This window comes from Angustibacter aerolatus (assembly GCF_054776675.1).
In genome coordinates, this window is sequence record NZ_BAAHBM010000066.1 from 1 (window position 1) to 19,201 (window position 19,201).

At 75.8% G+C, this 19,201-nt stretch carries 22 protein-coding genes; 14 read left to right on the forward strand and 8 right to left on the reverse strand.

Annotation, left to right across the window (positions count from 1 at the left end; genetic code table 11):
* The 8 genes from ACYVI6_RS13960 to ACYVI6_RS13995 form a co-directional block, all read left to right on the forward strand.
* Window positions 1-2,290 (forward strand): beta-ketoacyl synthase N-terminal-like domain-containing protein (locus ACYVI6_RS13960; protein ID WP_460446954.1); only part of this gene is annotated, 2,290 nt, incomplete at its 5' end.
* Window positions 2,287-3,171, forward strand: a complete 885-nt coding sequence (locus tag ACYVI6_RS13965; RefSeq protein ID WP_460446955.1) for a metal-dependent hydrolase — start codon at window positions 2,287-2,289, stop codon at window positions 3,169-3,171. The genes ACYVI6_RS13960 and ACYVI6_RS13965, both read left to right, overlap by 4 nt.
* Window position 3,172: 1 nt before the next feature.
* Complete coding sequence (locus ACYVI6_RS13970; RefSeq protein ID WP_460446956.1) at window positions 3,173-4,105, forward strand: PDR/VanB family oxidoreductase; 933 nt, start codon at window positions 3,173-3,175, stop codon at window positions 4,103-4,105.
* Window positions 4,106-4,107: 2 nt separating this feature from the next.
* Window positions 4,108-4,962, forward strand: a complete 855-nt coding sequence (locus ACYVI6_RS13975) for an alpha/beta fold hydrolase (protein WP_460446957.1) — start codon at window positions 4,108-4,110, stop codon at window positions 4,960-4,962.
* 64 nt (window positions 4,963-5,026) lie between these two features.
* Complete coding sequence (locus ACYVI6_RS13980; RefSeq protein WP_460446958.1) at window positions 5,027-5,848, forward strand: sugar phosphate isomerase/epimerase family protein; 822 nt, start codon at window positions 5,027-5,029, stop codon at window positions 5,846-5,848.
* A 9-nt stretch (window positions 5,849-5,857) separates the two neighbouring features.
* Window positions 5,858-6,793 (forward strand): proline dehydrogenase family protein, encoded by a 936-nt coding sequence (locus ACYVI6_RS13985; protein ID WP_460446959.1) that lies wholly within the window; start codon window positions 5,858-5,860, stop codon window positions 6,791-6,793.
* 4 nt (window positions 6,794-6,797) lie between these two features.
* Window positions 6,798-7,607, forward strand: coding sequence for a pyrroline-5-carboxylate reductase (gene proC / locus ACYVI6_RS13990; protein ID WP_460446960.1), 810 nt, complete (start codon window positions 6,798-6,800; stop codon window positions 7,605-7,607).
* Entirely contained in the window at window positions 7,604-8,086 is a 483-nt protein-coding gene (locus ACYVI6_RS13995; RefSeq protein ID WP_460446961.1) for a GNAT family N-acetyltransferase, read from the forward strand. Before proC ends, ACYVI6_RS13995 begins: the two co-directional genes overlap by 4 nt.
* A gap of 230 nt (window positions 8,087-8,316) precedes the next feature.
* Here the strand turns inward: ACYVI6_RS13995 and ACYVI6_RS14000 are convergent, their stop codons facing one another.
* The gene (locus ACYVI6_RS14000; RefSeq protein WP_460446962.1) at window positions 8,317-8,802 is read right to left on the reverse strand and encodes a MarR family winged helix-turn-helix transcriptional regulator; all 486 of its coding nucleotides are present in this window, start codon (window positions 8,800-8,802) and stop codon (window positions 8,317-8,319) included.
* 84 nt (window positions 8,803-8,886) lie between these two features.
* Between ACYVI6_RS14000 and ACYVI6_RS14005 the strand changes: the two genes are divergently transcribed.
* A complete protein-coding gene (locus ACYVI6_RS14005) occupies window positions 8,887-9,765 on the forward strand; it encodes a dioxygenase family protein (RefSeq protein WP_460446963.1) in 879 nt (292 codons plus the stop codon).
* 5 nt (window positions 9,766-9,770) lie between these two features.
* Here ACYVI6_RS14005 and ACYVI6_RS14010 read toward each other — a convergent pair whose 3' ends face one another.
* From ACYVI6_RS14010 to ACYVI6_RS14025, 4 genes are all read right to left on the reverse strand, one after another.
* On the reverse strand, window positions 9,771-9,980 hold the full coding sequence (locus tag ACYVI6_RS14010) for a PspC domain-containing protein (protein ID WP_284289567.1): 210 nt from the start codon (window positions 9,978-9,980) through the stop codon (window positions 9,771-9,773).
* A gap of 115 nt (window positions 9,981-10,095) precedes the next feature.
* Window positions 10,096-10,485 carry a DUF3037 domain-containing protein gene (locus ACYVI6_RS14015; protein WP_460446964.1) on the reverse strand — a complete coding sequence of 130 codons (390 nt, stop codon included), beginning with the start codon at window positions 10,483-10,485 and terminating at the stop codon, window positions 10,096-10,098.
* Window positions 10,472-11,251 (reverse strand): HipA family kinase, encoded by a 780-nt coding sequence (locus ACYVI6_RS14020; protein WP_460446965.1) that lies wholly within the window; start codon window positions 11,249-11,251, stop codon window positions 10,472-10,474. The genes ACYVI6_RS14015 and ACYVI6_RS14020 overlap by 14 nt, the downstream gene beginning before the upstream one ends.
* A 9-nt stretch (window positions 11,252-11,260) precedes the next feature.
* Window positions 11,261-12,604 (reverse strand): GDSL-type esterase/lipase family protein, encoded by a 1,344-nt coding sequence (locus ACYVI6_RS14025; RefSeq protein ID WP_460446966.1) that lies wholly within the window; start codon window positions 12,602-12,604, stop codon window positions 11,261-11,263.
* Between the two features lie 147 nt (window positions 12,605-12,751).
* Here ACYVI6_RS14025 and ACYVI6_RS14030 point away from each other — a divergent pair, with 147 nt between their 5' ends.
* Window positions 12,752-13,270 carry a GNAT family N-acetyltransferase gene (locus tag ACYVI6_RS14030; protein ID WP_460446967.1) on the forward strand — a complete coding sequence of 173 codons (519 nt, stop codon included), beginning with the start codon at window positions 12,752-12,754 and terminating at the stop codon, window positions 13,268-13,270.
* Between the two features lie 3 nt (window positions 13,271-13,273).
* On the opposite strand, the gene ACYVI6_RS14035 is transcribed toward ACYVI6_RS14030, so the two are convergent.
* From ACYVI6_RS14035 to ACYVI6_RS14045, 3 genes are all read right to left on the reverse strand, one after another.
* Window positions 13,274-13,426: a DUF2256 domain-containing protein gene (locus tag ACYVI6_RS14035; RefSeq protein ID WP_284289571.1), complete on the reverse strand. Its 153-nt coding sequence runs from the start codon at window positions 13,424-13,426 to the stop codon at window positions 13,274-13,276.
* Between the two features lie 159 nt (window positions 13,427-13,585).
* Window positions 13,586-14,224 (reverse strand): potassium channel family protein, encoded by a 639-nt coding sequence (locus ACYVI6_RS14040; protein WP_460446972.1) that lies wholly within the window; start codon window positions 14,222-14,224, stop codon window positions 13,586-13,588.
* Between the two features lie 31 nt (window positions 14,225-14,255).
* Window positions 14,256-15,731, reverse strand: coding sequence for a TrkH family potassium uptake protein (locus ACYVI6_RS14045; RefSeq protein WP_460446968.1), 1,476 nt, complete (start codon window positions 15,729-15,731; stop codon window positions 14,256-14,258).
* Between ACYVI6_RS14045 and ACYVI6_RS14050 the strand changes: the two genes are divergently transcribed.
* The 4 genes from ACYVI6_RS14050 to ACYVI6_RS14065 all read left to right on the forward strand — a co-directional run bounded on the left by ACYVI6_RS14050 (window position 15,730) and on the right by ACYVI6_RS14065 (window position 19,109).
* Entirely contained in the window at window positions 15,730-16,926 is a 1,197-nt protein-coding gene (locus ACYVI6_RS14050; protein WP_460446969.1) for an acetoin utilization protein AcuC, read from the forward strand. The genes ACYVI6_RS14045 and ACYVI6_RS14050 overlap by 2 nt on opposite strands.
* Before the next feature lie 639 nt (window positions 16,927-17,565).
* Window positions 17,566-17,766: a helix-turn-helix domain-containing protein gene (locus ACYVI6_RS14055; protein WP_460446970.1), complete on the forward strand. Its 201-nt coding sequence runs from the start codon at window positions 17,566-17,568 to the stop codon at window positions 17,764-17,766.
* Between the two features lie 104 nt (window positions 17,767-17,870).
* Complete coding sequence (locus ACYVI6_RS14060) at window positions 17,871-17,969, forward strand: 30S ribosomal protein bS22 (RefSeq protein WP_003792170.1); 99 nt, start codon at window positions 17,871-17,873, stop codon at window positions 17,967-17,969.
* Window positions 17,970-18,083: 114 nt separating this feature from the next.
* On the forward strand, window positions 18,084-19,109 hold the full coding sequence (locus ACYVI6_RS14065) for an NAD-dependent epimerase/dehydratase family protein (protein ID WP_460446971.1): 1,026 nt from the start codon (window positions 18,084-18,086) through the stop codon (window positions 19,107-19,109).
* The last annotated feature ends 92 nt before the right edge of the window (window positions 19,110-19,201 follow it).

Sequence of the window (19,201 nt, forward strand, 5' to 3'; positions counted from 1 at the left end):
GCTGGCGGTCGTCGGGCTGGGCGCCCGGGTGGGTGGCGGCCGCGGCGCCGACGACCTGCGGCGGGCTGTGCTGCAGGGCGAGCAGCTCGGCCGCGCCGACGTCGTGGAGGTCGACCTCGCGGGGCTGCGGGTGCCGCCGCACGACGTCGCCCTGGCCGCGCCGCAGCAGCTGCTCGTGCTGGAGGCGGCGCGCGAGGCGGTGGTCGGCCTCGACCTGCCGCGCGAGCGGACGCACGTGGTGGTCGGCGCCGGGCTCGACCTGACGCCGGCACGGGCCGGGGCGCGGTGGCGCGCGCCGCAGTGGCTGGCCGACGCCGGCCTGACCGACGCCGGGCTGCCCGGGCTGGTGGCCGACGCGTTCGACGGCCCCGCCGTGCCGGCCCGCGCCGTCGGTGCCCTGCCGAACCTGCTCGCCAACCGGATCGGCACGCACCTCGACCTCGGCGGGCCCGGGTACGTCGTCGCGGCCGAGGAGCGGTCGGGGCTGCTGGCGCTCGAGCAGGCCGCGCGGGCGCTGCGCCGCGGTGCGGCCGACGCCGTGCTGGTGGGGGCCGTCGACACCAGCTGCGACCCGGTGCACCAGCAGGCGCTGCGCGACCTCGGGAGCACCGAGCGGCCCGGTGACGGCGCGGTGGTGCTGGTGCTCAAGCGGCTGGACGACGCCCGCCGCGACGGCGACCCGGTGCTGGCCGTGCTGCCGGGGGACGCCGACGTCGTGGCACCCGAGCTCGTGGTGGGGGAGGGCCCGGAGGTCGACTACGACGCGGTGCAGGCCCTCGGCGCGGCGTACGCGGCGCGCGACCTGATCGCGGTCGCGGCGGCCGTCGTCGCGCTGCGTGCGGGCGTCGTGCCCGCGGTCGGCGCCCCGGGCACGCCGCGGCCCGGGCTGCGGTCGGTGCGGGTGACCGGCGCCGGCGGCGACGGGGTCGTGCTGCACGCGCAGGAGCCGGAACCCGTTGCGGCGCAGCCGGTCGAGGTGCCGGGCTCGCGCACGGTGAGCGTGCCGGTGCACCCCGGCCTGCGGCTGCCCCCGACGCCGCGCGAGGTCGCCGAGGCGCCCGCTCGACCCGGGCCGTCGTTCGACCGCGCCCAGCTCGAGCACCTGTCGACGGGCCGGGTGTCGGGCGTGCTCGGGCCGGCCTTCGCGGCCCTCGACGACGTGGTGGTGCAGACGCGGATGCCCGCGCCGCCGCTGCTCCTCGCCGACCGGGTGACCGGGATCGACGCGGACGCCGGGGTGCTGGCCGTCCCCGAGCCGGCACCGGCCACCGGCACGCTGTGGACGGAGACCGACGTCCGAGCGGACAGCTGGTACCTCGACGCGACCGGGCGGATGCCGGCCGGGCTGATGATCGAGGCCGGGCAGGCCGACCTGCTGCTGATCAGCTGGCTCGGCGTCGACCTCGTGCTGCAGGGCTCCCGCCGCTACCGGCTGCTGGGCTGCGAGCTGACCTACGCCGGGTCGCGACCGCGGGTGGGCGAGACGCTGCGCTTCGAGATCCACGTCGACGGGCACGCGCGGCACGGTGACGTGTGGCTCTTCTTCTTCCACTACGACTGCTGGGTCGGCGACGAGCTGCGGTTGCAGGCGCGCAACGGTCAGGCCGGGTACTTCACGACCCAGGAGCTGGCCGCCGCCGAGGGCGTGCAGTGGGACCCGGCCGCGTGCGAGCCGGACGATCGGCCGCTCGACCCGGCGCCCCTGCGCTGCAGCCGGTCCGCGTTCGGCGGCGAGCTGGTGCGGGCGTTCGCCGAGGGCGACGCGGCGACCTGCTACGGTCCCGGTTGGGAGCGGGCCGCCGAGCACGTGCGCACCCCGCGGATCGACGACGGCTCGATGCTGCTGCTCGGCCGGGTCACCGACCTCGACCCGGCGGGCGGCCCGTGGGGGCGCGGCTACGTGCGCGCCGAGACCGCGGTGTCGCCCGACGACTGGTTCTTCGCCGGGCACTTCACCGACGACCCGTGCATGGCCGGCACCCTGATGCTGCAGGGCTGCCTGCAGGCCATGGCGTTCTACCTGACCGCGACCGGCGCCACCCTCGACCGCGACGGCTGGCGCTTCGACCTCGCGCCCGGTCACCGCACCGGCGCCCGCTGCCGCGGCCAGGTCACGCCGTCCAGCCAGCAGGTGGTGTACGAGGTGTTCGTGCACGGGCTGTCGCTCGGCCCGGTGCCGACGCTGTACGCCGACGTGCTCGGCTCGGTCGACGGCGTCCGCGCCTTCCACGGGCGCGACGTCGCGCTGCAGCTGGTGCCCGACGACCCACCCACCGGGGAGCGACCGTGACCGACCACGCCATCGACCCGAGCGACGCGCTGGACGACCTGGTGCTGCGCCCGCGCGACGTGCGCTTCGACTGGACGACGCTGCCGATGCACTGGGTGCCCGGCGACCCGGTGGCCACGCACGTCTGGAACGTGCTGCACCTGCTGCTGCCGGAGGGCGAGCGGTGGTTCGTGCGCACGTTCCACGAGGCGCTGCCGCTGGTGCGCGACGAGGCGCTGCGCGAGGACGTGCTGGGGTTCGTCGCGCAGGAGAGCGTGCACGCCGACGCGCACGGCGAGGTGCTCGAGCACCTGCGGGCGCACGGCCTCGACCCGAGCCCGTTCGTCGCCGAGACCGAGCAGCTGTTCCGCGAGGTGCTGGGCCCGAAGCCGGGGCTGACCGCGCGGCGGCGGCACGAGCAGCTGGTCGAGCGGGTGGCGATCGTGGCCGCCGTCGAGCACTTCACCACGTTCCTCGGCCACTGGCTGCTGAACTCCCCGGCGCTCGACCGCGCCGGCGCCGACCCGGTGATGCTCGACCTGCTGCGCTGGCACGCCGCCGAGGAGGTCGAGCACCGCAGCGTGGCCTTCGACCTGGCCCACCACCTCGACCGCCGGTGGGTGCGGCGGGCCCGCAGCATGCTGCTCGTCGGGTACGTGCTGGCGACGCTGTGGGTGCGCGGCACGCGGTTCCTGGTCGACGCCGACCCCGAGACGACGCTGCGCGCCACCTGGTGGCGGGCGGCCCGGGCGGCGCGGCGTGGGCTGGTGCCGTCGGCGTGGCAGGTGCTGCGGGCGTGGGCGCGCTGGTTCCGGCCGGGGCACCACCCGCGCAGCGAGGGCTCGACGCGGCAGGCGGTCGCCTACCTGGCGGCCTCGCCGGCGGCCCGGGCGGCGGGCTGACGTGCGCCGCCACGGCCCAGAGGGCTTCATGGCGCGGCTGGCCGCCCGCGACGAGCGGTACAACGCGCTCGTGCAGCGGCTCGGCGGCCGGGCCCGGCCGGCAGCCGCCCCCTCGCGGGCGCTGCGGCTGCAGGTGACCGCGCGCGAGCACGTGGCGGACGACGTGGTCGCGCTGCGGCTGGAGGGTGACGGCCCGCTCCCGCGCTGGCAGCCGGGGGCGCACGTCGCGCTGCGCCTGCCGTCCGGGCGCCGGCGCACCTACTCGCTGTGCGGCGACCCGCTCGACCGGGCGGGCTACCGGGTGGCCGTGCGCCGGCTCGGTGGCGGGTCGGCCGAGCTGCACGCGCTGCGGGTCGGCACCGAGCTGCTGGTGCGTGCGCCGCGCAACGGGTTCCCGTTCGCCGGCGAGCCCGAGGTCTGCTTCGTGGCCGGCGGCATCGGCCTGACCGCCCTGCTGCCGATGGTCGTCGACGCGCACCGGCTCGGGCTGCGCTGGCAGCTGGTGCACGTCGGCCGGTCGCGGGGGTCGATGCCGTTCACCGCCGAGCTGCCGCCCGGCGACGTCGAGCTGCGGGTCGGCCGGGCCGGGCCGCCGCTGCTCGCGCACGTCTCGCCGCAGGCCGCCGTCTACCTGTGCGGACCGGCGTCGATGCTGGACGACGTCCGCGGGCAGCTGGGCGGCCGCAGCCTGCACCACGAGCGCTTCGTGCCCCCGCCCGTCGTCGGCGGCCGGCCGTTCGTGCTCGAGCTGGGCCGCTCCGGGCGCCGCCTGGCGGTGCCGGCCGACCGCTCGGCGCTCGACGTCCTGCTCGACGCGCGCCCGGACTACCCGGTCGGGTGCCGGCAGGGCTACTGCGGCACCTGCACCGTCGACGGCGTCCGGGTGTGCGTCGAGCGACCCGACGGCGGCCTGCTGCGGCTGGGGTCGCTGTGAGGGTGCTTGCGAGCGACGGGGTCGAGCTGGCGGTGCAGGTGCGCGGCCGGCTCGACGGGCCGGTGCTGCTGCTCGTGCACGGCTACCCCGACACGCACACCGTGTGGGACCGCGTGGTGCCGCTGCTCGAGCCGCACCTGCGGGTCGTGACCTACGACGTCCGCGGGGCCGGTGCGTCCGGGGCGCCGCGGCGGCGCACGGGGTACCGGCTCGGGCAGCTCGCCGCCGACCTGCACGCCGTGGCCGCCGCGGTGAGCCCCGACCGCCCGGTGCACCTGGTCGGGCACGACTGGGGCTCGATCCAGGCGTGGGAGTCCGTGACGACGCCTGGCGCCCCGGTCGCGTCGTTCACCTCGGTGGGCGGCCCGTGCCTCGACCACCTCGCGCTGTGGTCGCGCGGCCCGTTCACCCGCGCGCACCTGCGGCAGCTGCGCCGCTCCTGGTACATCGGGTTCTTCCAGCTGCCGGTGCTGCCCGCGCTGCTCTGGCGCGCCGGGCTGGCCCGCGGCTGGCGGCGGGTGCGCAGCGCGCTGGAGGGCACCGACGCGCCGCCCGCCCCCGCGCTGCTCGGCGAGGCCGTGCGCGGCGTCGAGCTGTACCGCGCGAACGTGCCGCAGGTGCTGCGGGCGCCGCGCGAGCGGACCACCGACCTGCCGGTGCAGGTGGTGCAACCGCGCCGCGACCGGTACGTCGACCTCGACCCGCTGCCGCTCGAGCGGTGGGCGCCCCGCCTGCGCCGCCGCCACCTCGACGCCGGGCACTGGGCGCAGCTGACGCACCCCGTCGAGGTGGCCCGGCTGGTGCGCGAGCTGGTGGCCGACGTCGAGGCCGGGCGGTTCCGGCCGGACGCCGGCTGACCCGGTTGACGCGGTCCGGTGCCTGCGGACGCCGCGCCGAGGCAGCGGCTCTAGGGTGGACGGCATGGGTCAGCCGGTGCGCACGTCGCCGGCGCGCGTCTCGCTCTCGACCGCGTCGTGCTACCCGCTGGGGTGCGCCCAGTCGTTCGAGCTCGGCGCGAGGCTGGGCTACGACGGCATGGAGATCATGGTCTGGACCGACCCGGTCAGCCAGAGCCCCGACGCCCTCAACGCGCTCTCGCAGCAGCACGGCCTGCCCGTCGTCGCCATCCACGCGCCGACGCTGCTGCTGACCCAGCGGGTGTGGGGCACCGACCCCTGGCCCAAGCTCGAGCGCTCGTGCGAGGTCGCGCAGGCCGTGGGCGCCGGCACCGTGGTGGTGCACCCGCCGTTCCGCTGGCAGCGCGAGTACGCGCGGGCGTTCGTCGACGGCGTCCGCGAGCTCGAGGAGCGCACCGGCGTCGACCTCGCCGTCGAGAACATGTACCCCTGGCGCGCCCGCGGCCGCGAGATCCTCGCCTACCTGCCCGGGTGGGACCCCACCGAGCACGACTACCGGCACGTCACGCTCGACCTGTCGCACGCGGCGACCGCCGGCAGCGACCTGCTCGACATGGCCGACACCCTCGGCGACCGGCTGCGCCACGTGCACCTCACGGACGGCAACGGGTCGGCGAAGGACGAGCACCTGGTGCCCGGGCGGGGGCGCATGCCGGCGGCCGAGCTGCTCGAGCGGCTGGCGGCGCAGCAGTGGGAGGGCGAGGTGGTCGTCGAGATCACCACCCGCCGGGCCCGCAGCGCGCAGGAGCGCGAGGACGACCTGGCCGAGTCGCTGGCGTTCGCCCGGCTCAACCTGGCGGCGGCCGGGGCGCCGTCGCGGCCGTAGGCTGCCCGCATGCTCCGCCAGACCCTGCTGCAGCTGTCCAAGAGCACCAAGGTGCGCTCGCTCGTCGAGACCGCGCCGGTCTCGCGCGGCGTCGTGCGCCGGTTCGTGCCCGGCGCCGCCACGCCCGACGCCGTGCGCGCCGCCGCCGACCTCGCCGGCAGCCACCGGTACGTCACGATCGACTTCCTCGGCGAGGACACCACCGACATGGCGCAGGCGCGGGCCACCCGCGACGCCTACCTGGCGCTGCTGCAGCAGCTGCGCGACGCCGGGCTCACCGAGGGCGGCCGGTCCGAGGTGTCGGTCAAGCTGTCGGCGGTCGGCCAGTCCCTCGGCGCCGACGGCGACAAGATCGCGCTCGAGCACGCCTGGGACATCTGCTCGGCGGCGCACGAGGCCGGCACCACCGTGACCCTCGACATGGAGGACCACACCACCACCGACGCCACCCTCGCCACGCTTCGCGAGCTGCGCGACGACTTCCCGTGGGTGGGCGCGGTGCTGCAGGCCTACCTGCGCCGCACCGAGGCCGACTGCCGCGACCTCGCCACCGCCGGCTCACGCGTGCGGTTGTGCAAGGGTGCGTACGACGAGCCGGCGTCCGTCGCGTTCACCGACCGGGCCGAGGTCGACAAGTCGTACGTGCGCTGCGCCAAGGCGCTGATGGCCGGTGACGGCTACCCGATGCTCGCCACGCACGACCCGCGGCTGGTCGACATCGGCGGGGCGCTCGCGGTGCAGCACGGCCGCAGCCAGGGCAGCTACGAGTTCCAGATGCTGTACGGCATCCGTCCCGACGAGCAGCAGCGGCTGGCCGACCAGGGCGAGAAGGTGCGCGTTTACGTGCCCTACGGCGACGAGTGGTACGGCTACCTGGTGCGCCGCATGGCCGAGCGCCCCGCGAACACCGCGTTCTTCCTGCGCGCGCTGGCGACGAGGGGCTGAGGTCGTGGCGCACGAGGGGCTGGTCGCGATCCTGGGCGCCGGCGTGATGGGCGAGACCCTGCTGTCGGGCCTGGTGCGCGCCGGCCGCGACCCCGCCACGCTCGTGGTGAGCGAGCGGCGTCCGGAGCGGGTGGCCGAGCTGACCGAGAAGTACGGCGTGCGGGTGGTCGACAACGCCGAGGCCGCCGCCGCCGCGCGCACCGTCGTGCTCGTCGTGAAGCCGCAGGACATGACGGCCGCGCTGGCCGAGATCCGCGACCACCTGACGCCGGGCACGCTCGTCGTGTCGCTCGCGGCGGGCATCACCACGGCGTCGATCGAGGCCGCGCTGCCCGAGGGCACGCCCGTGGTGCGGGTGATGCCGAACACCCCGGCGCTGGTCGACGAGGGCATGGCCGCCGTGAGCCCGGGCGCGCACTGCGACGACGACCACCTCGAGGCCGCCGAGGAGCTGCTGCGCTCGTGCGGGCGGGTGCTGCGCCTGCCCGAGCACCACCTCGACGCCGTCACCGCGATCAGCGGTTCCGGTCCGGCGTACATCTTCTACGTCGTCGAGGCGATGATCGAGGCCGGCGTGCTGCTGGGCCTGCCGCGCTCGACGTCCACCGAGCTCGTCGTGCAGACGCTGTTCGGCGCGGCCACCATGCTGCGCGAGACCGGTGAGCACCCGACCGTGCTGCGCGAGCAGGTGTCGAGCCCCGGCGGCACCACGATGTCGGCGCTGCGCCAGCTCGACGACCACAAGGTGCGCGCCGCGTTCATCACCGCGATGGAGTCGGCCCGCGACCGGAGCCGCGAGCTGGCCGGCTCGTGACGGTCGCGATCCAGCGCCTGGTGCCCGACGACTGGCAGCAGGCCCGGCGGCTGCGGCTCGAGTCGCTGCGCCAGGACGGCCTCGCGTTCGGCACGTCGTACGAGGCGGCGCTGGCCCACGAGGAGCAGCAGTGGCGCGAGCGGCTCGCCACGGCCACCACCTTCCACGCGCTCGTCGACGGCGAGCCGCTCGGCACCATCACCGTGCGGCAGTTCGCCGAGAACGCCGTCGGCGAGGCCGAGATCACCGGCATGTGGGTCGACCCCGCCGGCCGTGGCCGCGGCCTCGGCGACCTGCTCGTCGACACCGCCCTCGCCGCCTGGCGCGCCATGGGCGGGAGCCGGATGAGCCTCTGGTGCGTCACCACGAACGAGCCGGCCCTGCGCCTGTACTCCCGCAACGGGTTCCAGCCCACCGGCCGCACCGAGCAGGAGCCCGACGAGCTCGAGGAGCTCGAGATGGCCCGCCCCCTGCCCTGACCCGCGCCCGGGTCTCCAGCTCGCCGTCCCGGCCCCGGTCGCGGGCCACGTGAAGTCGGCTCGCGCACCGTTCCAGGGGGTTGCACGCCCATGGAACGGTGCCGCAGCCACCCGCAGCGGCCGCCCTCGACGCGCGCCACGCGAAGTTGGTTCGCGCACCGTTCCAGTGGCGGTGAACCCCATGGAACGGTGCGCCAGCCGACTTCACGTGGCTCGCGAGAGGGGGCGGGTCAGGGGGTCGGGGGGCGGGAGACGGCGTCGGGGTCGATGCGGTCGAGCACGCGCTCGTTCGCCGCGCGCCAGGTGCCGAGCTGGCCGGGGCCGAGGGCGTCGAGCACGAGCTCGCGCACGTGGGCGACGTGGGCGGGCGCGACGCGGACGACGAGGGCCAGGCCGGTGTCGGTGATGGTGGCGTTCGTGGCGCGGCGGTCCCGCTCGTCGGTGGCGCGGGTGACCAGGTCGCGCGCCTCGAGCCGCTTCACCACGTGCGACAGCCGCGACAGCGAGGTGCTGGTGACGGCGGCGAGCCGGCTCATGCGCAGCGTGCGGTCGGCCTGCTCGCTGAGCATCGCCAGCACGATGTACTCGATGTAGCTCAGGCCCGCGTCGCGCTCGAGCTGGGCGTCGAGGGCGCCGGGCAGCCGCGAGGTGAGGCGGGTCAGGGCCAGCCAGGCGGCGCGCTCGTCGGCGTCCAGCCAGCGCGGTTCGTCGGTCACCACCCGAGTGTCCGCCCGATCACTTGACACTTCAAGTTCTGGCGCGCATCATCACTTGAACGTTGAAGTTTCAAGGAGGACGTCGTGACCGCCATCGACCCGCACGCACCGGGTGCCGCCTTCGACGCGTTCCTGCGCGACGTCGCCCCCGCCACCCGCACCCAGCGCACCTGGACGCCGGACGACGGGCCGATGCCGGCGCTCTACCTCAGCCACGGCGCCCCGCCGCTGTTCGACGACGCGCCCTGGATCGCCGAGCTGTCCCGCTGGTCGCAGTCGCTGCCCAAGCCGCGCGCCGTGCTCATCGTGAGCGCGCACTGGGAGTCGGCCCCGCTGACCCTGAGCGCCCCCGCCGCCGGCACGCCGCTGGTCTACGACTTCGGTGGCTTCGACGAGCGCTACTTCCGCATGACCTACGCGACGCCCGACGCCTCTGCGCTCGCCGCCCGCGTGGCCGCCGCGATGCCGGACGCCGAGCCGGTGCACCAGCACGCCTCGCGCGGCCTCGACCACGGCGCCTGGGTGCCGCTGAAGGTCATGTACCCCCACGCGGACGTGCCGGTGCTGCAGCTCAGCATGCCGACCCACAACCCGGCCCGGCTGATGGACCTCGGCCGCCGGCTGCGCGAGCTGCGGCACGAGGGCGTGCTGGTGATCGGGTCGGGCTTCATGACCCACGGCCTGCCCTTCCTGACCCGCGAGATGTTCGTGCACAACGCCGTGCCGCAGTGGTCGCGCGACTTCGACGACTGGGCGGCCGACGCGCTGGCCCGCGGCGACGTCGAGGCCCTCGCCGGCTACCGGCACCACGCGCCCGGACTGCCGTACGCGCACCCGACCGTCGAGCACTACACGCCGCTGTTCGTCACGCTCGGCGCGGCCGACGACCCCGAGCAGCCGGTGCGGACGACGATCGAGGGCTACGCGATGGGCCTGTCGAAGCGCTCGTTCCAGGTCGCCTGAGCGACTCACTCGCTCGGCATCAGCAGCCACAGCACGGGGTAGATCACGACCGGGCTGCCCGGCACCACGATCGTCACCACCAGGAACAGCAGGCGGGCCGGCCAGGGCGCGATGCCGAAGCGACGGCCGAGCCCGGCGCAGACACCGCCCAGCACCCGGTCCTGGCGCGGGCGCACGAGGCCCTGGTTGCGCAGCGCGGCGTGGACGTCGGTCATGTGGGACTCCCTGGCTCGTGTCGGCGGCCACCCGGCCGCTCGTCGTCCAGCCTGCCCCGCGCGACGGCGGGCGCCCATCGGGCAGCACCCCGGCCCGTCCCTGAGCCGACCCCGGCTAGGGGACCAGCACCATCCGGGTCAGCAGCCGCTGCAGCACCGCGTCGGGGTCGTCGGTGAGCCCGGTGTGCACCGGCGAGGTCTGGACGACGGTGCTGCGCGGCGCGGTCAGCCACCGGAACCGTTGCCCCGCAGGCATCCCGGACGTCGCGGGGTGCGTGCCGGCGCACACCCGCACGGCCGCGTCGAGGTGCCGCTCGACCGCCGCGGCGTCCAGGCCCGGCCACAGCGCGAGCGCCCGCTCCGCGTCGAACGCGACCGCCGCCTCCAGCACCCCGCGACCGGGGCAGAGCAGCACGACGCCGGCGTTCAGCAGCTCGCCGCGCTCGACCCGCGGCACCACGCGCAGCGTGCACCACTCGTACGGCACGAGCTCAGCCGGCGACACGGGCGGCCTCCAGCGGCGCCAGCCAGCCGGCGCGGGCGGCCAGCCGGTCGAGCAGCACGGTGCGGTAGCGGTCGCGGGCCGCGGCGGCGGTCAGCTCGCCGTCCTCGAGCCACGCGTCGGGCACCACCGCCAGCCCCTCGTCGAGCAGGGCCGGGGTCACCCGCGGCGCGAGGTCGGCGTCGGCGTCGGCCAGCGGGCCGGCGGCGCGCAGCAGCACGTGGGCGTCGCCGTCGCGCAGCGGGCGGGTGGTCGCTGCCTCGAGCGCCCGCCAGGTGTGGTGCCACCACAGCGACGCGCCGTGGTCGATCAGCCAGGGCCGGCCGTGCCACACCAGCAGGTTCGGGTTGCGCCAGGTGCGGTCGACGTCGTCGACCAGCGCGTCGAGCCACAGCACCCTGGCCGCCAGCACCGGGTCGACCGGGTCGACGGCGGGGTCGAGGGTGAGCGACCCCGGCAGGTAGTCCATGCCGACGTTGAGCCCGCCGCTGGCACGCAGCAGGTCCTGGATCTCCTGGTCGGGCTCGAACGGCGCGAGCGACGGGTCGAGGTCGACCAGCACCAGCTCGGGCACCGGCAGGCCGAGGGCGCGGGCCAGCTCGCCGACCACGAGCTCGGCCACGAGCGCCTTCGGGCCCTGGCCGGCGCCGCGGAACTTCACGACGTACGTGCCGTCGTCGTCGGCCTCGACGAGCCCGGGCAGCGACCCGCCCTCGCGCAGCGGCGCCACGTAGCGCAGGGCGCGCACCGTGCGCAGGGGCTCGACCACGGCCCGAACCTAACCCAGACGCGGGTCGAGCGCGGCGAGCGGGACGGCGTCGGCGACGGCCGCGTACCCGGCGTCGCTCGGGTGCACGTGGTCGCCGCTGTCGTACTCCGGCCGCAGCCGCGCCGGGTCGCGCGGGTCGCGCAGCACCGCGTCGACGTCGACCACGGCGTCGAACGGCGCGCGGTGCAGCAGCCAGGCGTTCAGCGCGCGCCGCTGGCGGTCGGCCTGCTGCTGACCGCCCAGCACCCGTCGTCCGATCGGCGAGCCGGTGAGCGGGGGCACCGTCGCGCCGACGACCCGCAGCCCGGCGGCGTGCGAGCGCGTGACCAGGTCGCGCACCGCCTGGGCGAGGTGGCCGGCCGTCGCGCCGCGGCCCAGGTCGTTGGTGCCGATGAGCAGCACCACCGTGCGCGCGCCGCTCAGCCCGAGCACGTCGCGGTCGAACCGGGCGGCCGTCGCCGCACCCTGCTCCGGCCGGCTCGGCCGCGGCGCGAGCAGGGCGTTGCCGGACAGCCCGGCGTCGACCACGGCCAGCGTCGACCCGGTGCGCGCCGCCAGCCGGTCGGCGAGGCGGTCGGGCCAGCGCGCGTCGGCGCCGGACGTCGAGCCGGTGCCGTCGGTGAGCGAGTCGCCGAGCGCCACCACGGTGCCGAGCACCCGTGACGGGGCCAGCACCTCGACGGCGCCGAGGAACATCCAGCAGCTCGCGCCGGCCCGGAACCCGGTGGCCGAGGCCGACCCGGTGCGGTCGCCCTGCGCCGTCCAGGTGATCTGGTGCGCGTCGAGGTGCTCGGTGACCGACGACGCCCGGCCGACGACGTGCACGCTCACGGCCAGCTGCTCCAGGGCCTGCACCGGCAGCGCCACCGGGTCGGTCAGCGCGCTCGCCCCGACCGGCACGACGGTCGACCGGCTGCCACCGAACGTCGCCGGTCGCGGCGCGGCGAGCGTGGCCCCGCGCACCCCGGCCGGCGCCACCGTGACCGCGCCGACCCGCAGCGGGCGCACGCCACCGACGTTCGACACCCGCAGCCGCACGCCCTCACCGGGCGCGGTGAGCCGCACGACGTCCCGCACGGTGGTGTCGGTCAGGCCGTGGGTGCCCGGGCACTCGCTCGGCGGCACGTCGGGCGAGCCGCCGGCGGTCTGCGGCGCCCCCCAGGCCGCGACCCAGCCGCCGTCCGGCGCCGTCGTCGGTGCCCCGGTGGTCGCCCACGGCGGGGTCGGTCCGGTCGCACCGGTGGCGCTGTCGGTCGGTGTCGGGACGGTGGCGGCCGGCCGCTCGGCGGCGGCGCACCCGGCGAGCAGCAGCGCGGGCACGGCGAGGGCCGCGACGCGTCGGACGGCGATCACCGTGCTGCTCCCTGCCGTCCCGGACCGCGTTGCCTGCGGCGCGGGTGGTTCCCGCCGCTCCACTGTCCCACCCGGCACGGTCGCGCCGTCGGCGAACGCCGCAGTCCCTCGCTCCCGGCCGGCCGCCGGGTCTGGGAGGCTGTCGGCATGAGCGAGGTGACCGTGCGTGCCCTGTCGGCCGACGACTGGGAGGAGTACCGCGCGATCCGCCTCGAGGCGCTCCGCGACGCGCCGGACGCCTTCTCCTCGTCCCTCGACGAGGAGGCGGCCTACGACGAGGCGTTCTGGCGGCTGCGCATGGACCGATCGGCCCGGCTGCTCGCCGAGCTCGACGGCGAACGGGTCGGCGTCGTGTCGGTCGGCACCGCCGCCGAGCCCGGGGTGTCGGAGCTGTTCGGCATGTGGGTGCCCTCGCAGCGCCGCGGCGCCGGCATCGCCTGGCGGCTGACCGACGCCGCCGCCCGCTGGACCCGCCGCCAGGGCGGCCGCGGCCTGCAGCTGTGGGTGTCGACCGACAACGGCCGCGCCGTCGCCTTCTTCAGCAGCTACGGCTTCCGCCCCACCGACGAGCGCCGCCCCATGGTGGGCGACGACGACGTCGAGGAGCTGGCCATGATCCTGCCGATCGGCGACGACCCCGGCTGGGTGCCGACCAGCTCGCTCTGACCGCTACGCCTCGCGGTGCCGCTCGCGGCGGCAGCGCTCGGAGCAGTACCGCACCTCGTCCCAGTCGCGCGCCCACTTGCGGCGCCACGTGAACGGCCGCCCGCACGTGGCGCAGACCTTCGTGGGCCGCTCGGACGGCGGGCGGCTGCGGGCCATGCGCCCAGTCTGCGCGACGTCGTCCGCGGGCACCCGTCCGTGACGCGCTGCCGGTCGAGGCACCGGCTTCCCGTGGCTGGTGCACCGTCCGAGGGGCGTGCACGCCCATCGAACGGTGCGCGAGCCCACTTCACGTGGCGCGCGAACCGGCGCGCGGGGTCAGGGGCGCGCGGCGAAGCGCTCGATGAGGTTCACGTGGCCGCTGACGATGAGCACGTCGTCCGGGCGGATCTTGGTCTCGGGCACCGCGTAGGTGAAGTCGCGGCCGGGGGACTTCACGCCGACGACGGTGACCCCGTAGCGCTGGCGCACCTTCGACTCGGCGAGGGTGAAGCCGCGCGTCTCCTGCGGGGGCAGCATCTTCACGATCGCGAAGTCGTCGTCGAACTCGATGTAGTCCTGCAGCTTGCCGCTCAGCAGGTGCGCGACCCGCTCGCCGGCGTCGCGCTCGGGGTAGACGACGCGGTGCGCGCCGATGCGGGTGAGGATCTTGCCGTGCGCGGCGGTCAGCGCCTTGGCCCAGACCTGCTCGACACCGAGGTCGACCAGGTTGGCTGTGGTCAGCACGCTCGACTCGACCGAGATGCCGATGCCGACGACGGCGACGCCGAACTCCGCGACGCCCAGCTCGGTCAGCGCGTCGGGCGACGTCGCGTCGGCCTGGACGACGTGCGTCAGCCGCCCGGCCCACTCCTGCACCAGCGCGGCGTCGCGGTCGATCGCCAGCACCTCGCGGCCCAGCTCGTCGAGCGTCGCGGCGATCGAGCTGCCGAAGCGCCCGAGCCCGACGACGAGCACGGCGTCGCCGCGGTCCTTCGGCTTGCCTGTCCTAGCCAACGACGGGTCGCTCCTCGGGTAGTCGGATCACGCGGCGGCGCTCGCGCAGGGCCAACGCCGCCGCCAGGGTCATGGTGCCCGTCCGGCCCAGGAACATCAGCGCGGTGAGCAGGTACTTGCCGCTGTCGGGCAGCTCGGCGGTCAACCCGGTCGACAGCCCGCACGTCGAGAACGCCGAGATCACCTCGAACAGCACCACGTCGAGGGTCCGCCCGGTGATCGCCAGCAGCGCGATCGTCGAGACGAGCACCAGCGTCGCGCCCGCCAGCAGCACGGTCACCGCCAGGCGCAGGCTGCCCGGCGGCACCCGGCGTCCGAACACCTCGACGTCGCGGTCGCCGCGGGCCTCCGCCACCGCCGCCAGCACCAGCACCGCGAACGTGCCCACCTTGATGCCGCCGGCCGTCGACGCGCTGCCGCCGCCGACGAACATCAACGCGTCGTGCAGCAGCCAGGTCGGCTCGCGCATGTCGCCGACGTCCACCGTCGCGAAGCCGCCCGACCTCGGCATCACCGCCGCGAACAGGACGTCGAGCAGCTTGCGGCCGATCGCCATGCCGCCGAACGTCTTCGGGTTCGACCACTCCGCGACCCCGATCGCCACGACCGAGACGCCCAGCAGGATCGTCGTCGTCGCCAGCGTCAGCCGGGTGTGCAGGTTCCAGCGGCGGTGCCCGCGCCGCTGCCGCAGCGCCCGCCCGACCGTCAGCAGCACCGGGAAGCCGACGCTGCCGACGAACACCCCGAGCGCGATCGGCACCAGCACGAACGGGTCGCCGCTCCACCGCTCGAGGCCGCCCTCGTGCACCACGAAGCCCGCGTTGTTGAAGGCGCTCACGGCGTAGAACACGCTGTGCCACAACGCCTTGCCGACGCCCTCGCCCTCGACCAGGAAGCTCGGCAGCAGCACCACGGCGAGCAGCAGCTCGAGCCCCGCCGTCACCGCCAGCACCACCCGCAGCAGGCTGCCGACCTCGCCGAGCCGCAGCGCCTTCGTCTCGCTCGCCGCGATCAGCCGCTGCCGCAGCCCCAGCCGGCGCGACACCGCCATGCCCAGCAGCGACGCCAGCGTGATGATGCCCAGACCGCCGGCCTGCACCCCGAGCAGGATCACCACCTGCCCGCCGCCCGACCAGTACGTCGCCGTGTCGACCGTCGTCAGCCCGGTCACGCACACCGCCGACGCCGCCGTGAACAGCGCGTCGACCACCCGCGGGCGCTCGCCGGACGTCGTGGTGCCCGGCAGCAGCAGGCCGGCGCCCACCAGCAGCACGGCACCCGCGAACACCGCCAGCGCCAGCCGGGCGGGGGAGCGGCGCGCCGCCGCGTCCAGCCGCGAGCGCAGCCAGCCGCCCGCCCCGTGCGGGCGCACCGGCGGCAGGTGCTCGGCGAGGCCGGGGTCCGTCCCCGGCAGCGGGCTCGTGCTGGTCACGCGCCCATGGTGCCGGGCGGGTACGGTCCAGCACATGGCGGTGCAGGCGCGTGTCGTGTGGGACCCGCGCCTGCTCGCGTACGACTTCGGCCGCGGGCACCCCATGGCGCCCGTCCGGCTCGACCTCACCTGGCGGCTCCTCGAGGAGCTCGGCGTGCTCAGCGGGCCCGACGCACCCGACGTCGAGGTGGTGCCCGCGGAGGTCGCCGACGACGACGTGCTCGCCACCGTGCACGACCGCGACTACGTCGCCGCGGTGCGCGCGGCGTCCGACGACCCATCCGGCCGCGCCGACCCGGCGTACGGCCTCGGCACCGACGACGACCCCGCCTTCGCCGGCATGCACGACGCCTCCGCCCGCATCGTCGGCGGCACCGTCGACGTCGCCCGCGCCGTCGGCGAGGGCCGCGCCCAGCACGGCGTGAACTTCGCCGGCGGCATGCACCACGCCATGCCCGGCCGGGCCAGCGGGTTCTGCGTCTACAACGACGTCGCCGCCGGCGTCCGCGCCCTGCTCGACGCCGGCGCCCAGCGCGTCGCGTACGTCGACGTCGACGTGCACCACGGCGACGGCGTCGAGCGCGTCTTCTGGGACGACCCCCGCGTGCTCACGATCTCGCTGCACGAGAGCGGCCGCATGCTGTTCCCCGGCACCGGCTTCCCCGACGACCTCGGGGGCCCCGCCGCCGAGGGCACCGCCGTCAACGTCGCCCTCCCGCCCGGCACCGGCGACGCCGGCTGGCTGCGCGCCCTGCACGCCGTCGTCCCCCCGCTCGTCCGCGCCTTCCAGCCCGACGTCCTCGTCACCCAGCACGGCTGCGACAGCCACGCCCTCGACCCGCTCGCCCACCTCGCCGTCTCCCTCGACGCCCAGCGCATCGCCCAGGAGCTCCTCCACGAGCTCGCCCACGAGGTCGCCGACGGCCGCTGGGTCGCCACCGGCGGCGGCGGCTACGAGGTCGTCGACGTCGTCCCCCGCTCCTGGGCCCACCTCGTCGCCCTCGCCGCCCACCGCCCCGTCGACCCCACCACCGCCGTCCCCCGCGCCTGGCTCGACCACGTCGCCCGCAGCCTCGACCGCACCGGCCCCCAGCGCATGACCGACGGCAGCACCCCCTGGTGGCGGTCGTGGGAGGTCGGCTACGACCCCGACGACCCGCTCGACCGCGCCGTCTTCGCCACCCGCAAGGCCGTCTTCCCCCTGCACGGTCTGGATCCTTGGTTCGACTAGGTCGTTCGTGCCCGGGTCTCGTTCCCGTCCGGGCCGACCGGGGCACCCTCCGGCCGACTGGCTCGCGAGAGCTCGCCGTGACGTCGGCTCTCCGGCTACCCCGCCGGCCCTTCAGCCGTGACCCGGGCGCGAACGCCCTTGCCGCCCTGCGGGTCCGGACCGTGCGCACGGTGGCCGGCCTCCCGGGTGGCGACCACGGCACGGCACCCGGGTCGTCGGGGTCGCCCCGATCTCCCTCTGGTGAGGACAGCGCGTGGTGAGCTCTCCCGGGAGAGCCGGCACACCTTCCACCACCCCGACCGGTGCTCGTGCGACGGGTCGGCGTGCGGGGTCCTGGGTGCCGATCGCAGGGGCCGGATCGAAGGAGCGGCCGGGGTGTCCGGAGAGCCGACGTCAAGCGAGCTTGCGAGCAGTCGGCCGGAGGATGCCCCGGTCGGGACGGCGCAGAACCGGCCACAAAGGCGGAACCCAGGACGAACGGACGACGACACGCCGCACGAGAACCTTGACAAGCCACACGAACGGCCGCTCAGGACTTTCCCAGGCGCCACTCTGGACACTACGCTCGCGCCTGCGCACTCATGCGGTCTGCGCCGGTGGGGAAGCCGGCGACGCTGGTGCCCGAGGAACGGGTGGAGCATGGCGAAGCAGGAGCAGCTGGGTGAGGTGCGCTTCGTGACCGTGGCCGAGGTGGCGGCGATCATGCGCGTGTCGAAGATGACGGTGTACCGGCTGGTGCACGCGGGTGACCTACCGGCGGTGCGGGTCGGCCGCAGCTTCCGGGTGCCGGAGCAGGCCGTGCACGACTACCTGCAGACGAGCTTCGTCGAGACCGCCTGAGGCCCGGTCGGGGCGGGGCGCCCGGCACGGTAGACTCGCCCCGAACTGCTGCGCCCGACCGGTGCGCGGCGCAGGCCACTACACGAACGTGCGACGAGGTGCTCATGGGCTCGGTGATCAAGAAGCGGCGCAAGCGGATGGCGAAGAAGAAGCACCGCAAGCTGCTGCGCAAGACGCGTCACCAGCGTCGCAACAAGAAGTGACCTCACGCCACCAGTGACGTGCCGACGGCCCCCCGGTTCGCTCCGGGGGGCCGTTCGCGTGCGCCGGGCTACGATCGCGGGGCACGGCCGGCCGGTCGCGAGAGGTGGTGGGGCATGGGGCGCGTCGTCCTGGTGACGGGTGTGTCGCGTCACCTCGGTGGCCGGTTCTGCGAGGTGCTGAGCGACTGCCCCGAGGTCGACCGCGTGGTGGGCGTCGACGTCGTGCCGCCGCCGCACCCGATCGGCGACGCGACGTTCGTGCGGGCCGACATCCGCAACCCGGTGATCGCGCGGGTGATCGCGCAGGAGGACGTCGACACGGTCGCGCACCTCAACGTGATCGCGACGCCGCTGTCGGCGGGCGGCCGGGTGACGATGAAGGAGATCAACGTCATCGGCACCATGCAGCTGCTCGCGGCGTGCCAGCGCGCGCCGGGACTGGCGCGGCTGGTGGTCAAGAGCAGCGCCGCGGTCTACGGCTCGTCGCACCGCGACCCGGCGATGTTCACCGAGGACCAGGGCCCGCGGGTGGTGCCGCGGGCGGGGTTCGGCAAGGACTCCGTCGAGGTCGAGGGGTACGTGCGCGGGTTCTCGCGCCGACGCCCGGACGTCGCGGTGTCGGTGCTGCGGTTCGCGAACATCATCGGCCCGCGCATCTCGACGCCGATGACCGACTACTTCACGATGCCGGTGCTGCCGACGGTGCTGGGGTTCGACGCCCGCCTGCAGCTCGTGCACGAGGACGACGCGCTGCAGGCGCTGCTCGCGGCGGTGCTGCGCGACGAGGGGGCCGGGCTGGTGAACGTCGCCGGCGACGGCGTGCTGTCGCTGTCGCAGGCGGCCCGGCTGGCGGGGCGTCCGACGCTGCCGGTGCCCGCACCGGCGGGCGGCTGGGTCGGGCAGGTGGTGCGCCGCTCGCGGCTGGCCGACTTCTCGCCCGACCAGATGCAGTTCCTGGCGCACGGCCGCGGCCTCGACACGACGCGGATGCGCGAGGTGCTGGGCTTCGAGCCGCGATACACGACGCGCGAGGCGTTCACCGACTTCCTGGCCGCGCGCCGGGGCGTGCAGCCGACGCTGCTGCCGACGCTGGTGCACGCCGCCGCCCGCGCCGAGCGCTGGGCGGGTGGCGACCGGTGAGCGACGACGACGCGCAGGTCATCCCGATCGGCCGGTCGCGCCGGGCCCGCACCCGGCCGGTCGCGGCGAGCGAGCCGCAGCCGGCCGGCCCC